14 protein-coding genes and 1 pseudogene are annotated in these 14,740 nt (G+C 59.7%); 12 read left to right on the plus strand and 3 right to left on the minus strand.

Features of this window, described 5'->3' with window-relative positions; translation table 11 throughout:
* Nucleotides 1-53 precede the first annotated feature (53 nt).
* Complete coding sequence (locus tag SIB83_RS02195) at nt 54-1,622, plus strand: glycoside hydrolase family 57 protein (protein WP_413746656.1); 1,569 nt, start codon at nt 54-56, stop codon at nt 1,620-1,622.
* On the opposite strand, the gene crtL is transcribed toward SIB83_RS02195, so the two are convergent.
* Both crtL and gyrA read right to left on the minus strand, forming a co-directional pair.
* Entirely contained in the window at nt 1,612-2,856 is a 1,245-nt protein-coding gene (crtL, locus tag SIB83_RS02200) for a lycopene beta cyclase (RefSeq protein ID WP_413403322.1), read from the minus strand. The two genes, SIB83_RS02195 and crtL, sit on opposite strands and share 11 nt — an antisense overlap.
* Nucleotides 2,857-2,858: 2 nt before the next feature.
* Nucleotides 2,859-5,489, minus strand: coding sequence for a DNA gyrase subunit A (gyrA, locus tag SIB83_RS02205; protein WP_413746657.1), 2,631 nt, complete (start codon nt 5,487-5,489; stop codon nt 2,859-2,861).
* 139 nt (nt 5,490-5,628) lie between these two features.
* Between gyrA and SIB83_RS02210 the strand changes: the two genes are divergently transcribed.
* From SIB83_RS02210 to rsmD, 5 genes and pseudogenes are all read left to right on the plus strand, one after another.
* A complete protein-coding gene (locus SIB83_RS02210) occupies nt 5,629-6,216 on the plus strand; it encodes a CAAD domain-containing protein (RefSeq protein ID WP_413746658.1) in 588 nt (195 codons plus the stop codon).
* 63 nt (nt 6,217-6,279) lie between these two features.
* Complete coding sequence (locus SIB83_RS02215; RefSeq protein ID WP_413403328.1) at nt 6,280-7,443, plus strand: GuaB3 family IMP dehydrogenase-related protein; 1,164 nt, start codon at nt 6,280-6,282, stop codon at nt 7,441-7,443.
* A gap of 215 nt (nt 7,444-7,658) precedes the next feature.
* On the plus strand, nt 7,659-7,982 hold the full coding sequence (gene trxA / locus SIB83_RS02220; RefSeq protein ID WP_066909933.1) for a thioredoxin: 324 nt from the start codon (nt 7,659-7,661) through the stop codon (nt 7,980-7,982).
* Nucleotides 7,983-8,065: 83 nt separating this feature from the next.
* On the plus strand, nt 8,066-8,674 hold the full coding sequence (gene hisH, locus SIB83_RS02225) for an imidazole glycerol phosphate synthase subunit HisH (protein WP_413747263.1): 609 nt from the start codon (nt 8,066-8,068) through the stop codon (nt 8,672-8,674).
* A pseudogene (gene rsmD, locus SIB83_RS02230) lies at nt 8,641-9,162 on the plus strand (16S rRNA (guanine(966)-N(2))-methyltransferase RsmD); the annotation flags it as partial. The gene hisH and the pseudogene rsmD, both read left to right, overlap by 34 nt.
* Nucleotides 9,163-9,223: 61 nt before the next feature.
* On the opposite strand, the gene petG reads toward rsmD, so the two are convergent.
* Entirely contained in the window at nt 9,224-9,337 is a 114-nt protein-coding gene (gene petG / locus SIB83_RS02235; RefSeq protein WP_006041770.1) for a cytochrome b6-f complex subunit V, read from the minus strand.
* Nucleotides 9,338-9,393: 56 nt separating this feature from the next.
* Here petG and SIB83_RS02240 point away from each other — a divergent pair, with 56 nt between their 5' ends.
* From SIB83_RS02240 to ruvC, 6 genes are read left to right on the plus strand one after another with little or no spacing between them, the layout of a single operon-like run.
* The gene (locus SIB83_RS02240) at nt 9,394-9,777 is read left to right on the plus strand and encodes a c-type cytochrome (protein ID WP_413403330.1); all 384 of its coding nucleotides are present in this window, start codon (nt 9,394-9,396) and stop codon (nt 9,775-9,777) included.
* Nucleotides 9,778-9,784: 7 nt separating this feature from the next.
* Nucleotides 9,785-10,519, plus strand: coding sequence for an RNA methyltransferase (locus SIB83_RS02245; protein WP_413746659.1), 735 nt, complete (start codon nt 9,785-9,787; stop codon nt 10,517-10,519).
* Between the two features lie 24 nt (nt 10,520-10,543).
* A complete protein-coding gene (locus SIB83_RS02250) occupies nt 10,544-11,698 on the plus strand; it encodes a serine hydrolase (RefSeq protein ID WP_413403333.1) in 1,155 nt (384 codons plus the stop codon).
* On the plus strand, nt 11,695-13,110 hold the full coding sequence (locus SIB83_RS02255; RefSeq protein ID WP_413746660.1) for a DUF3370 domain-containing protein: 1,416 nt from the start codon (nt 11,695-11,697) through the stop codon (nt 13,108-13,110). Before SIB83_RS02250 ends, SIB83_RS02255 begins: the two co-directional genes overlap by 4 nt.
* Nucleotides 13,107-14,195 (plus strand): magnesium chelatase ATPase subunit I, encoded by a 1,089-nt coding sequence (gene bchI / locus SIB83_RS02260; RefSeq protein ID WP_413403336.1) that lies wholly within the window; start codon nt 13,107-13,109, stop codon nt 14,193-14,195. Before SIB83_RS02255 ends, bchI begins: the two co-directional genes overlap by 4 nt.
* Nucleotides 14,196-14,214: 19 nt before the next feature.
* Nucleotides 14,215-14,679, plus strand: a complete 465-nt coding sequence (gene ruvC / locus SIB83_RS02265) for a crossover junction endodeoxyribonuclease RuvC (protein WP_413403338.1) — start codon at nt 14,215-14,217, stop codon at nt 14,677-14,679.
* Nucleotides 14,680-14,740: the final 61 nt, after the last annotated feature.

Raw genomic sequence — 14,740 nt, forward strand, 5'->3', positions numbered from 1 at the left:
TGTAGATCACGCCAGGAATCCCGGTACATTCACACCGTTGATGGGACGGAAAAGTGGCCAAAGGGGCACTGGCTCTTGTTCTGCACGCCCATCTGCCGTACGTCCGCGGCGCGGACGCTCACTCGCTCGAAGAGGACTGGTTCTTCCAGGCCCTGATCGAGTGCTATCTACCCCTGCTTGAGACTCTCGAACAGGCGGCTGCAGATCCGCGACAAAGCCCACAGCTGACCATGGGGTTGTCGCCGACCCTGCTGTCACTTCTGACAGATCCGACACTCAGACAGCGGTTCCCTAACTGGATCCAGGCACGCCTCACCCTGTTGCAGCAGGCGCCGGCTGACCGACGAGCGGCAGCTGAGCATCTGAGCAGCAGCTTCCGGCGCCACCTCGCAGCCTGGCAACGCTGTGACGGCGACCTGATTCCACGCTTCTCAGAACTCCAGCGTCAGGGCGTTCTCGATCTGCTCACCTGCGGGGCGACCCATGGGTATCTGCCGCTGCTGAGAGAGCACCCGGAGGTTGTGCGCGCTCAGTTGCGAACTGCCGTCAGAGAGCACCACAGATTGCTGGGAGAGAGACCTCTGGGCATCTGGCTGCCCGAATGCGCTTACTACGAAGGACTGGATCGCTGGATGCGCGATGCCGGACTGCGCTACGCCGTGCTGGATGGTCACGGTCTTCTGCATGCAGAACCCCGCCCGAGGTACGGAGTTTATGCACCGATAGTGAGCCGTCAGGGAGTGGCCTTCTTCGGTCGCGACAGTGATGCCACTCTTCCAGTCTGGTCAGCAAAGGATGGCTATCCAGGCGATCCCTGGTACCGGGAATTTCACAGGGATCTGGGTTGGGATTTGCCAGCTGAGCAGATCGAAGCCATGGGGCTGCCGGCACAACGGCCGCTGGGACTGAAACTGCACCGTGTCAGTGATCCTGCCGGTGGCCTGGATGGCAAACAGCCCTATCAGCCAGAACAGGCCATCGCACGCACCCGTGACCATGCCCGGCATTTCCTGGAAGGGCGTCGGCGGCAACTGGATCGGCTCAGCGAAGGCATGGCCATCGAACCTCTGCTCGTTGCCCCCTTTGATGCCGAGCTTTTCGGCCACTGGTGGTTCGAAGGGCCAGGCTTTCTGGCCGAACTCTTCCGCCAGGCACCCGAACAGAACGTCCGATTCACCAGCCTGCGTGAGGTGCTGAACGCCCAACCGAGTCTTCAGATCTGTGATCCCTGCCCTTCCAGCTGGGGCAGGGGTGGCTTTCACGATTACTGGCTCAACGAAACCAACGCCTGGATCATTCCTGAATGGAGCCGAGCAGGTCGGGTCATGGTGGATCGCTGCAGCCGCGGTGTGGGCAGTGAACTGGATCTTCGCCTGTTGCATCAGGCCGGGAGGGAACTGCTGCTGGCTCAGTCCTCGGACTGGAGTTTCATTCTCAGGGCAGGTACCACAACGGAACTGGCCCGAGAGCGCATTGAGCGTCACCTCGAACGCTTCTGGCGCTTGATCGCCGCCATCGAGCGGCGGGAGCAACTGCCGCAGGGATGGCTGGAAGAACTGGAGCGCGAGGATGCTCTCTTCCCCTTGATTCAACCGGCTGACTGGAGCAGCCTCAATGCCTGAAGCCTGGAGCCTGCCGCTGCGCGGCACCCAGCACAAGACCTCGCCTGAGTTCCCATGGGGACTGGGCAAACAGTCGCAACATCACGCCCATCAGGCGGGGGAGCGGCAGGGTGTTGGTCAGGAAGCCGAACCAATCCTCCCGCGGTAGCGAGAAAAAGGTTGCGAAATGGCGACGCAGCAGCTGTTCGTTGAATCCCATCAATCGCCCCAGACCAAACTGATAAAGCTGATGGCGCAGCACCAGCTCCATTGGCCAGAGCGCCTTCCAGCCACGCCGCGCGAGATCGACTGATCCCAGCGACGGGTCAGCCAGAGCGGCCGCCAGAGCTTCAGCCAGTCCAGGGCCCCGACGCAACAGAGACCCCGCCATGTAGCCCGATGCCGGATGAACCATGCTTGCCGCACCACCGAACGCGAGCAGGGGTTGATTGCGATCGGGAAGAGGCAGATTCATCGGGAACAGACAGAACTCCTCATGGAGGACTTCGGTGATCTGAACTCCGCGATGCTCGAGGCGTTGCTTCAGACGCTGCTGCAGAACGTCGTAGGGAACACCTGGAGCAAGAGCCAGAGATGTCTCTTCAACGAAATAAACGCCATCACCCAGATCCATTGCATACAGGAACGTGGGAGGCTCCTGACGCTGCATCTCACTGAGATGATGACTGCGGTAGTCCATCAACACAAAACGGCCACTGCTGATGGGGGCCTCTGAAAAACGCCCCACGACGCCATAGGCCGCCTGCCCCGCAACAGGTCCTCGATCAGGCCTGCGGATGTGCGGGCTGGAGGCGCCGGACGCATCAATCACAAGCCTGGCTTCACGGACCTGGCCGGACGCGCAGGTCACCAGCGTATGGCCTGTTCCAGCGTCGACCTGTTCCGCAGAGTCCCGATGCCAGATCACTCCCGGTGCGCGTTGCAGCCAGTGGCTCTGAAGAGCGGCACGATCGAACAACCCGTAGTCGATGCCATGAACGATCGGCTGGTCGTCATCCGTTGCGTCGCCGGCGGCGAAATAACTGACTGTGTCGGTCCAGCGATGCTCTGTCAGATGTTGAAGGTTCAGATCCCTCAGCTCGTCGACCCAGATGCCGTAGGTGTTTGGCCAGGGCACATCCACAGGATCCGGAGCGATGCCCTCAACGACCACTCCGCGCTGGTGAAGCTCAGAAGCAATACAGAGAGCTGCTGGACCGCCGCCAAGCACCAGCACATCAGCGCAACTGGCCAAGGTCAGATGTCCGCCTGCTCGCTCTCCGCGTTGACGTCGGCAGCCTCGGAGGAATCAGAGTCGGCTGAGGCGTCATCAAGCGCATGCGTGTCGGCTTCCGGTGGAACAAGCACCACCTTGAGGAGGTGGTCACCCTTGTCGAGCTTCTGAAGACGTACACCAGTGGCTGCGCGCGATTGCTGCGGAATGGCATCAGCACTGGTCCGAACGATCACGCCTTTTTCACTCACCAGCAGCAACTCCTCCCCGGCTCCAAGAACGCTGAGACCCACAAGCTGATCGGCATCCGTGCGGAATTTCATCGCCCTCAGCCCCATTCCAGCCCGTTTCTGCAGACGGAACTGAGTCACCGGAACCCTCTTGCCGAGGCCTGCCGCCGAAGCAACTAGCACCCAGGGGCCCTCACTGGCCGTCCCTTCATCTTCACCATCGTCGGAACTTGCAGCGATCTGATCGGCAAGCTCGACCGGCAGCACATCCATGCTGACCAGTTCGTCTCCTGCGCGCAGATTCATCGAGCGAACACCTCGGGCCGTGCGACCAAGAGGACGCAGTTCATCGTCGCTGAGACGGAAGTGTATGGTCATTCCGGCTTTCGAGCCGATCAGCACACTGTCACCGGGAACGGACAAACGCACCCAGGTGAGCGCGTCACCATCTTCAAGGCCGATGGCGATCAGCCCATTGGAGCGAATATTGCTGAACGCCGACAGGCGAGTTCGTTTGATGAATCCTCCCTGGGTCAGCATCAACAGGTCGGTGTCGTCATTGAACTCAGAGACCGCCAGTAGCGATGTGATCGCCTCCTCTCTGGGAATCGGCAGCAACTGCACCACGGGCGTTCCCTTGGCTGTTCGGCTGCATTGAGGGACACGGTATGCCGGCAAGGCGTAGGACACACCTCTGTCACTGAACAGCAGCAGGGTGTCGTGATCGTTGCAGCCGATGAACAGCTTCACCGCATCTTCACCCTGGCTTTTCGTGCCGGCCTTGCCGCGCGTGCCCCGGCTCGTGGCCTCAAACTCACTCACCGGCATCCGCTTGAGATAGCCCGTTTCGGTCACCAGCACGACTGACCGCTCGTTGGCGATCAGATCGATATCTTCGAGACCGCCACCAAGATCAAGAATTTCAGTTCGACGGGGAATTGCATGACGATCTCTCAGCTGGTGGAGTTCGTCCTTGATCAGACCGAAGACGCGCTCCCTGCGTCCGAGGATGTCTTTGTAATCAGCGATCTTGGCAACCAGATCCTCATGCTCCAAGCGAATCTTGTCGGCTTCAAGGGCAGTGAGTCGACGCAGCTGCATCTGCAGGATCGCGTCGGCCTGAACCTCGCTCAAACCATGACGGTCCTGCAGCTGTTGACGAGCTGTAGCGGTGTCGGGAGCGGCTCGGATCAGAGCAATGATCGGATCGAGCTGATCGAGGGCCAGCAGCAGGCCAAGCAGAATGTGATCGCGTTCTTCAGCCTTGCGCAGGAGGTAGCGCGTGCGGCGCTCGATCGTCTCAACCCTGAAGTCGAGAAACACATCGAGCATCTTGCGCAGAGTGAGCAGGATCGGCTCACCATTCACAAGCGCCAGCATGTAGGCGCTGAAATTGCTCTGAAGAGGGGTGAGTTTGTAGAGGTTGTTCAGCACCACCTGCGGATAGGCATCACGACGCAGTTCAACGACAATGCGCATGCCGTCGCGATCGCTCTCATCACGGATGTCTGAGATCCCTTCCAGTTTCTTGTCGTTGACCATCTCGGCAATGCGCTCAATCAGCGCCGCTTTATTGGTCTGATAAGGGAGTTCGGTGATGATCACGGCGTCGCGATCAGGACGGCCTGGAACCTCAAGGGTTTCGATGCCGGCCACGCCGCGCATCGTCACCGAACCGCGACCACTGAGGTAGGTCTCTTTGATTCCGGTGCGACCCAGGATCTGACCACCGGTCGGAAAATCGGGACCTGGGATCAGGGCCATCAGCTCCTGATCACCGATATCGGTATTATCGATGAGGGCGAGAAGACCAGCGATCAGCTCTCCGAGGTTGTGTGGAGGAATGTTGGTCGCCATGCCAACGGCGATGCCTGCAGAGCCGTTCAGCAAAAGCTGAGGGATCCGCGATGGCAGAACCGTGGGTTCCTGCTGCGAACCGTCGAAGTTGTCGATGAAATCGACGGTCTCCGCCTCGATGTCCTCGAGCAGAGAGTCGGTGGTCAGCGCCTGCAACCGCGATTCGGTGTACCGCATTGCGGCTGGAGGATCATTGTCCACAGAGCCGAAGTTGCCATGCCCGTCGATCAGGGGCATCGACATGGAGAAGCTCTGGGCCATGCGCACCAGTGCGTCGTAGACGGCGGTATCTCCGTGGGGGTGGTATTTACCGAGAACTTCACCCACAACACGCGCGCACTTGCGGTAGGGACGATCGCTGGTGAGACCCAGCTCGTACATCGCGTAGAGAATTCTTCGATGGACCGGTTTGAGCCCATCACGGGCATCGGGCAGGGCTCTGCCGACGATGACGCTCATCGCGTACTCGAGATACGAGCGCGACATTTCGTTTCGCAGGTCCGTCTGGATGATCCGATCGTCGGAATCGCCGGGACCGCCGCTGCCGGGCCCCACTGAATCCGCCATACAAGACCTGTAGATCGCCTGTCAGTTTATCGCGGAAGCGTGATCGGATGACACCAGCTGCGTCACCTTTTGCTGTCTGTGTGGAATCAATCACGGATCAGGCCCTTACGCTTTGGCGGCGCCATTTGGACTGAAGTTGATGTCGTCCGACCAGCCCCCCGAAACTCAACCTCCTGCCGAACCGATCAAGCCGGATCGACCGGCCCAGGAAAACATCGATGATCGAGGAGCCAAGACAGACCTCAGCGCAGCAACCACAGAATCGGTTCCCGCCGCCTCTGATCCATCCGACACATCAGCTTCACCCCAGTCAGCGGCGCAACCCGTCGCAGCGCCGACCTCACCCTCCATTGCAGAGCGCGTGAGCGTTCCGGCTCAGGCACCTGCTGACGACGGCGGAGTTGATGGAGGCGAATGGGAGATGCTGTCCGACCGCATCGGTCAGTTCTTCAAAGCGAACAACCTTCAGGAGCAATGGCAGAGCCTCCGGCAGCCTCTGCTTCTGCTGGGAGGACTCATTGTTGTGATCCTGACGATGCGGATCTATGGAGGAATTCTCGACGCGATCGCCACGGTTCCTCTTGCGCCCCGGCTGTTTCAGCTGGTCGGTACGTTTTATGCCGTCTGGTTTGCAGCAACGCACCTGATTCGCGCCGAAGAGCGGAAAAAGATTTCAGCCAATGTGAACGATCTCTGGACCAGCCTGCGCGGCAGCTCAAAATCCTGAGGCAATCGTCATGGAGCACGAATCACCGATTGGTAGCTTGATCCAACTCTGTTAGCTCCTGCGGTGGACATTCAGCTCGGACGCTCCAAGGTTGTACGCCGGGCCTATGGCATCGATGAAATCGCACTGGTGCCTGGCGGCCGAACCGTGGATCCGGAGGTGACCGACACCAGATGGTCGATTGGAGGTATCGAACGCGAAATTCCGATCATCGCCAGCGCCATGGATGGCGTTGTGGACGTGGACATGGCCGTCAACCTGTCCAGGCTGGGTGCTCTCGGTGTGATCAATCTGGAGGGTGTGCAGACCCGCTACGACAACCCGAACAGCGTTCTGGATCGCATCGCATCCGTTGGCAAGGATGAGTTCGTTCCTCTGATGCAGGAGATCTACAGCCAGCCGGTTCAGGAGTCGCTCATCCGCAAACGCATCCAGGACATCAAATCCCAGGGTGGCATTGCAGCTGTCAGCGGAACCCCCGTTGCGGCCCTGCGCTTCGGCAAGACAATCGCCGATGCAGGGGCCGATCTGTTCTTCGTTCAGGCCACCGTGGTGTCGACGAACCACGTCGGACCTGAGGGGCAGGACACTCTTGATCTGCAGGCACTTTGCAGGGACATGGGAGTTCCGGTTGTGATCGGCAACTGCGTCACCTATGACGTGGCTCTTCAGCTGATGCGCGCCGGGGCGGCTGCCGTGATGGTGGGGATCGGCCCCGGAGCTGCCTGCACCTCCAGGGGTGTTCTGGGAGTTGGCATTCCGCAGGCAACGGCGGTTGCGGACTGCGCCGCGGCTCGAGAGGACTACCGAAAGGAAAGCAATCGGTACGTTCCCATCGTTGCTGACGGCGGCATCGTGACCGGTGGAGACATCTGCAAGTGCATCGCCTGTGGAGCTGATGCCGTGATGATCGGATCACCGATTGCCAGAGCAGAAGAAGCACCAGGCCGTGGCTACCACTGGGGCATGGCGACCCCAAGCCCTGTTCTGCCTCGCGGCACCAGAATCAATGTCGGCAGCACAGGAAGCCTCGAACGGATTCTTCGTGGACCGGCCAGGCTCGATGACGGAACCCATAATCTGCTGGGGTGCCTGAAAACCTCCATGGGAACCCTCGGGGCCCGCACCATTAAAGAGATGCAGCAGGTGGAAGTGGTGGTTGCGCCGTCGCTGCTCACCGAAGGCAAGGTGTACCAGAAAGCCCAGCACCTCGGCATGGGCAAATAGGAGCATTCTCGCGTCAAGACAGGAGTGATCCTGCCGAGACAAGGGTAAAATTGAAACGTGCGAGTTTCGGCTCACACACTCCTCACACCCCTCGGCCCGACGCGTTCGGGCTTTCTGTAATCAGGTGATCCATCACAGTTCAGGTGAAGAGCTGGGCAATTGAGCAGCAACCTCAGAAACGGTTGCTAAATTTCGCCCAATTCGACCGATCCTGAATGTCCAGCGCTGCCGCTGTCACCGACGCCTCCTTCGAACAGGACGTCCTTCAGAGCGACGTCCCCGTGCTGGTCGATTTCTGGGCTCCTTGGTGTGGTCCCTGTCGCATGGTGGCTCCCATCGTCGATGAGATTGCCAAGGAGTTCGAAGGAAAAATCAAGGTGTTCAAGCTCAACACCGACGAAAACCCCAACGTGGCAAGCCAGTTCGGCATTCGCAGCATTCCGACTCTGATGGTGTTCAAAGGTGGGCAGAAGGTTGACACCGTGGTCGGTGCCGTTCCCAAGGCAACCCTCTCTGGCACGATCGCCAAGTACCTCTGAGTCCGCCACTGACTCCGTCAGACGACCACTTCCCCGAGACCTCAATCAAGCCGATTCGAACGATCGGCTTGATCGATTATGGAATGGGCAATCTTCATTCCGTTGAGACGAGCTTCAGTCGATTGGGCCAGGCTCTTGTCAGAGTGAGGAGTCCCAGGGATCTTGACTCATGTCAGGCGCTGATCCTGCCTGGAGTCGGAGCTTTTGATCCCGCAATGGAAAAGCTTGATTCCTCCGGACTGGTTGAACATCTGCGCAGCTGGCACAACAACAAACGCCCCTTGCTGGGGATTTGCCTTGGCCTTCAGTTGTTCTTTGAACGCAGTGATGAGGGAAGCAGGGAGGGATTGAGACTTTTTGAGGGAAACGTTCAGCGTCTGCCTGATCAACAGGGTGAACCGATACCCCACATGGGCTGGGGCCAACTGAGATCACAACAGCCCTGCCCACTTCTGCCAGCGGAAGCGGCGCAACCGTGGATGTATTTCGTGCACTCCTATGCCGCGGTCCCCAAAAGGGGCTCTGATCTTGCGGCAACCGTGAGCTTCGGCCAAACCAATGCCACGGCCATGGTGTGGAAGCACCGCACCGGAGCCTGTCAGTTTCACCCCGAAAAATCAGCGAAAGCGGGTGCCCAGTTGCTGAAATACTGGATTCGATGGCTCCAGTCCGGTGCTCCCCTATTCCAGTGAAAGCTGCACAACTGCGCTTGATTGGAGGGCGGCGGCTCCGCAGCCCTCAGGGTCAGGGCACACGACCCACCACCTCACGCGTCCGTGAAGCGCTGATGAACATCCTGAGTTCCAGGATCAAAGGATGCCACTGGCTGGACCTTTGCAGCGGAAGCGGTGTCATGGGTTGCGAGGCTTTGACGCGAGGTGCGTCCCACGTGGTGGCCGTGGAGAAGGATCCGCGAACTGCTGCGATCTGTCGGGACAACCTGGAGCTTGTGGCTGCCAAAGATGCCTGCGATGCAACGGTGAGGGTGATCAGGAAAGATCTGCTCAGCTGGCTGAAGGAGGGGCGTCTCCGCAGTGAAGAGAAATTTTCAATCGTCTATCTCGACCCTCCATACGCCTCGGGGCTTTACTGCCCTGCCTTGGACATGCTTGATCGCGGCCGATGGGTGCGATCAAAAGGGCTGGTGATCTGCGAACATTTGAGCAAGGAAACAATCCCGTTGCCCTCTGGCTGGAGCGCAGCCGATCAGCGTCAGTACGGAAGCAGCAGCCTGCTGATTCTCAACCCCCCAGAGCACTGCCACGGCGATACTGATTCCACGCCGCGACAAATAGGCCGAGAAGTGTGACAGGAATCAGACCAAGAACGATGCCGCAGAGCAGTGGTTCGATCATGGCGTCGCGCCGAGTGGAAGGATTGACCACAATTGTTCCATGCACGTGACGCAACTGTGACGACACCGTCATCAACTGCTGCAACCTCGGAACGCCGTGGTTTGGTGACGGCGTTGATCGTCATGGCTGTCATCACAGCGATCGTCCTCGGGGCATGGTTTTATCTCAGTACGCGTCTTGACCCCTACAGCAGGGCTGCACTGTCTGTGAATGGCGATGTCCAGCATGGGGCTCAACTCTTCCGCATCAACTGCGCTGGATGCCACGGCATCGCAGGGCAGGGCCTTGTTGGGCCAAGCCTCCAGGCCGTGAGCGAACGACGACCGGACCGCTCAATCATTCACCAGATCGTGAGCGGCGAAACACCTCCGATGCCACGATTTGAGATTGAGCCCGAGGGTATGGCCGACCTGCTGAGTTATCTGCACACCCTGAACTGATACCGACGTGAGCCTCACCGTGGTGTTGGTTGAACCAGCCGGTCCGCTCAACCTTGGAAGTGTGGCTCGGGTCTGCGCGAATTTCGCTGTTGAAGATCTGAGACTGGTCGCTCCACGTTGCAATCCGGGTGATCCCGACGCCCAACGAATGGCCGTCCACGGTGGACAGGTGCTGGAGCACGCACGTCAGTTCCCGACACTCTTCGAAGCACTGTCCGATTGCCAGCGCGTGGTGGCCAGCTGCGGGCGCATCGAACATGGAGAGATTCCCCTTCAGGCCCCAGAACAGGTCATGCCCTGGGTGCAACAGGGGCTTGAATCAGCTGCACAGGTCGCATTGGTCTTCGGCAGAGAAGACCGGGGACTGAGTAATGAAGAGCTGCTGCTCAGTCAGCGCGTTGTCCGGCTTCATTCCACAGAAGCCTATCCATCGCTGAATCTCTCCCATGCGGTGGCAGTGATGTTGCATGAACTGGAAAGGGTTCGACGGCAACCCTCCGGCACGACGCCGCAAATTCTTGAGTGTGCGGAAACAGCCGAGCCAACCCAGCTTATCGACTGCCTTGATGACGCGGAAGATCTGCTTTTGGAGGCTGGTTTCCTGCTGAAGCACACCGCCAGGGCGAGGATGGCCAAGATCAAAGGCCTGCTGCAACGATCTCTGGTGCGTCCTGAGGAATTGGCCATGCTGCGCGGCATGGTCAGACAACTTCGTTGGGCGATTCGTTGCCACCGCCCGTAATCTCTGGCTTTCCCGCGCAGTCCCTTGGTCTCCAGTCGATCCAGACGCCAAAAACCCGGATGGGGCGGTCCTCTGCGACTGATGCTTCGACTTGTTCTGATGGGCATCGGTCTCGGCGTCATCACGGGCTCCGTGCTGAAATTGGCTGGCCCGGCGGTCGAGAAGGGAGAGCTGGCACTGCCTGATTGGCGGCCGTTGTCCGGACAGAACCCAAAGAGCAATACCAGAACTGGTGCAACTGCCGCCACCAGCGAGGCAAAGTCTCCCAGTCGCACCGACTCTCTGGGCCGTTTCGAGACCCGCAATGAACTCCAGCCTTTGAGTGAACGCTGGCGGACACTGGCAGCGGAGCAACCCGACCTGGACGTCAGCGCCTTCATGCTCGTGCTGGACGACGGCCGCTATGCCCAGTTGGAACCAGACACTGCTCTGCCAGCGGCAAGCTCCATCAAAACCCCGATTTTGCTTGTTGCTCTTGAAGAGATTGATGCGGGTCGACTGAGCTGGAACGAACCCCTGCAACTCAACGAAACCGTGGTCGGTGGCGGTGCCGGATGGATGGCATCCAAGCCCCTCGGCACCCGTTTCCCAACCCACGAAGTCGCCACTGAAATGATCCGGGTGAGCGACAACACCGCCACCAATCTGTTGATCGAACGCCTGGGTGGTCAGGAGTCACTGAATGCCCGTTTCAATGCTCTGGGGTTGAGCGCCACCAAGGTGAATGATTGGCTGCCCGATCTCAAGGGCACCAACAGCACCAGCGCCAGAGACCTGGCTCGATCGATCGCGCTGGTCGACACCGGCGAGGCGCTCTCGATCCGCAGCCGGGATCTGTTTCGGGAGGTGATGGGCACATCCATCACCAACACCCTGCTGCCGCGGGGACTGCTGCGTGGTCTCGGCGGGCGCCAGGGGGAGCCGGACGACAGCCTGATGGTGAAGGGTTACAGGGTGCTGAATAAAACCGGCGACATCGGTATCGCCTACGCCGACGCCGGCTTGATTGAGTTACCTGATGGCAGCAGGGCCGTGGCCGCTTTCCTGGTGAAGGGACCGTTCAACGATCCCCGCTCGACGGAGCTGATCCGCAAGCTGGCAGCCGCAATGGCGCCGGTTCTCAAACCCAAACCCGCCGTTGCACGTTCCACGCAAAGTGCCGCCAGCATCGACCCATGACTCGTCTCCACCGCCTGCAGGCCATGGTCGCTCTGACCGTGGCGACGGCTTCACTGCCAACGCTGCTCGCGCCTCCACCTCTTGCCGCTGATCAGCAGAAACCAGCTGAGCAAACCCTGATTCGTCCCAGCCAGGTGCGTGCACTTCCAGGTCAGCTGGATGACCTGCTGATGGTGAATGACAACAATCCGGAACTGATCACCGGGGAAGGCATTCTCGTTTCAACCTTCCCTCAGGCGCCAGGCCTGAATGTTGCGCTGAACGGGCGCTTTGATCTGTTCAGCCATCACGTTTACGCCGGTCAGCCCGAGCAACTCGACTCCACGCTTTGGCTTGCGGTTGTGGCAAAGCCATCTGGTGACACCCCTGTGAAGCTACGACTTCTTGATGGCAGTACCTCTCTTTCGCAGGCGACCCGGAAGGGCCAGACCGCCTCGCCATTCCTTCCCTTGCCTGCCCTGATGGCTGAGTCAGGCACAGCACTCTCATCAGGTCCCGGCAGCAAGGTTGCTGGCGACCTGCTTCGCGGTGAGATCGCCAGGGAGCTGCCTCGGGAATGGCACATCGAGCCTGGATCGGTCACGCCATTGTTGGTGCTTCCGATTCCGGTCGCCGGATTGGACCCGCTTCTCAACGGCCGCAACCTGCAGCTGCGACTTCAGAGCTCAGGTCCTGTGCATATCGCCACGCTGGCCGCCTACGGAAACGGTGAAAAAACTCCAGGACCTCAGACGTGGAGCAAGCTTCTCAAAACAGGCAAACACAGTCCGAAGGAACATCAACCGACCCCTCGTGGCGCCCGAGGACGCATGGTCTATTCACGGGTCAGCGGGGTGCAGATCGGCAGTACTTGGAAGGCAACCCTGGTCGATCCAGGAAGCGATTCCCTGAATGTGGCAGACGCCCCAATCTCCTGGCCAATCAGCAGCCTGGAACGCGGAGAGCTACAGACGGGCCAGATCCAGACCGCTGAGCTGAAGGCCTTCGATGAAGGCACCGCCTGGGCCGCACACGGGAACTACGGCGTTGAGTACGACCTGACGCTCCCCCTGCGCAATCAGGGATCAGAGCAACGAACGGTGGCCATCGCTCTGGAATCTCCAAACAAGACCGGAAGCGGCAACGGCCAGCTGGTCTTCAGCAGCAGCAACAGCGGTCCGGTGATGTTCCGTGGTCCGATCGAGGTGACTGGGCTCGACGGCCAAGAAGGGCGACCCAGCGGTCGGCGGCGGTTTCACCTCGTCTTACGCCGGGGGCAAGAGGGCCCTGAACTTGGGCAGATCACCCTCAAGCCTGGGCAAAGCCGCTCGGTGAGGGTGCGCCTGGTGTACCCAGCCGATGCCACACCTCCCCAGGTGCTGTCCCTCCGACCTGTGAAACAATCCACAGGAGCATCAGCCGATCGTCCGTGAGTTCACCGCGCAAGCGCAGAGTTTTTCCCTTCACGGCCGTGATCGGTCAGGAGGAAATGAAGCTGGCTCTGCTGCTCAACGTGATCGATCCCCGCATCGGCGGGGTGATGATCATGGGCGACAGGGGCACAGGCAAATCAACCACGATCAGGGCACTCGCCGATTTGCTTCCTGGTATTGAGGTGGTTGCAGGAGACCCTTACAACAGCTCACCCACCGACCCAGATCTGCAGAGCAGCGACGTACGTCAGCGGCTCGAGCATGGGGAGACCCTGGCGACCGAAGACCGCCAGGTCCCCATGGTTGATCTCCCGCTTGGCGCGACGGAAGACCGCCTGTGCGGGACCATCGACATTGAGAAAGCCCTCAGCGAAGGAGTCAGAGCTTTCGAACCAGGTCTATTGGCCAAAGCGAACCGAGGCCTGCTTTATGTGGATGAGGTGAATCTCCTGGACGATCATCTGGTTGACGTCCTGCTTGATTCCGCCGCCTCAGGCTGGAACACGGTTGAACGGGAAGGTGTCTCTGTACGACATCCAGCCCGATTCGTGCTGATCGGTTCCGGTAATCCTGAGGAAGGGGAACTGCGCCCTCAGCTGCTCGACCGTTTCGGCATGAGTGTTGAGGTGAGGACCGTCAGAGATCCCGAACTTCGTGTACAGGTGGTGGACCAGCGCACAGCTTTTGACACAGACCCCGACAGCTTCGCCGCCTCGGTTGAGACGGGCCAGAAAGCGCTTCAGGAAAGGGTGGTGGAAGCTCAACAGCGTCTTGATCAGGTCGAAATCGATGATGACCTGAGACTGAGGATTTCCGCAGTGTGCGGCGAACTGGATGTCGACGGTTTGCGCGGTGACATCGTGACCAACAGGGCCGCACGCGCACTGGCAGCCTTTGAAGGCCGCACCGAAGTCACGGAAGAGGATGTGGCTCGGGTGGCGTCATGCTGCCTGAGGCATCGCTTACGCAAGGATCCACTGGAACAGATCGATTCCGGTGATCGAGTTGTGAAAGTGTTCTGCAAGGTGTTCGAACGCAGCGAAAGCGGCGACAGGGCCGAATTCGAACTGGCTCTGGTCGCCTGATGAGATCGCGGGCTTAGCCGTGCGCATTCTCGGCATCGACCCAGGGCTTGCCCGGGTTGGTTACGGAGTGATCGACACCGCTGATGGTGAACAGACCATGCTCGACTGCGGCATCATCCGCACCGACCCGGGGAGATCAGAAGGCGAGCGAATGGTGGAGATCGCCAGGGATCTTCGCCAGCTGATCAGAGCGTGGCGTCCGGAAATGGCGTCTGTTGAAAAGTTTTTCTTCTATCGCTCCAGCAACACCATCGCCGTCGTTCAGGCACGCGGCGTAGTGATCATGACCCTCAGCAGATTCGGACTGCCGGTGGTTGAATTCCCGCCGATGCAGATCAAGCAGGCTCTCACCGGCCATGGCCATGCTGACAAAGATGAAGTTCTCGAAGCGGTGATGCGCGAGCTCAACCTTGAGTCTCCGCCCAGACCCGACGACGCCGCAGATGCACTGGCCGTTGCGTTGACGGGCTGGTTTCAGAGATAGAAACGTAGATACAGAGCAGGATCTCTTGGCATCACTGGACGTTGCCCATAAAATTGCCTCA

The organism is Synechococcus sp. MIT S9507, assembly GCF_047304715.1.
In the GTDB taxonomy this organism is placed as follows: Bacteria; Cyanobacteriota; Cyanobacteriia; order PCC-6307; family Cyanobiaceae; genus Synechococcus_C.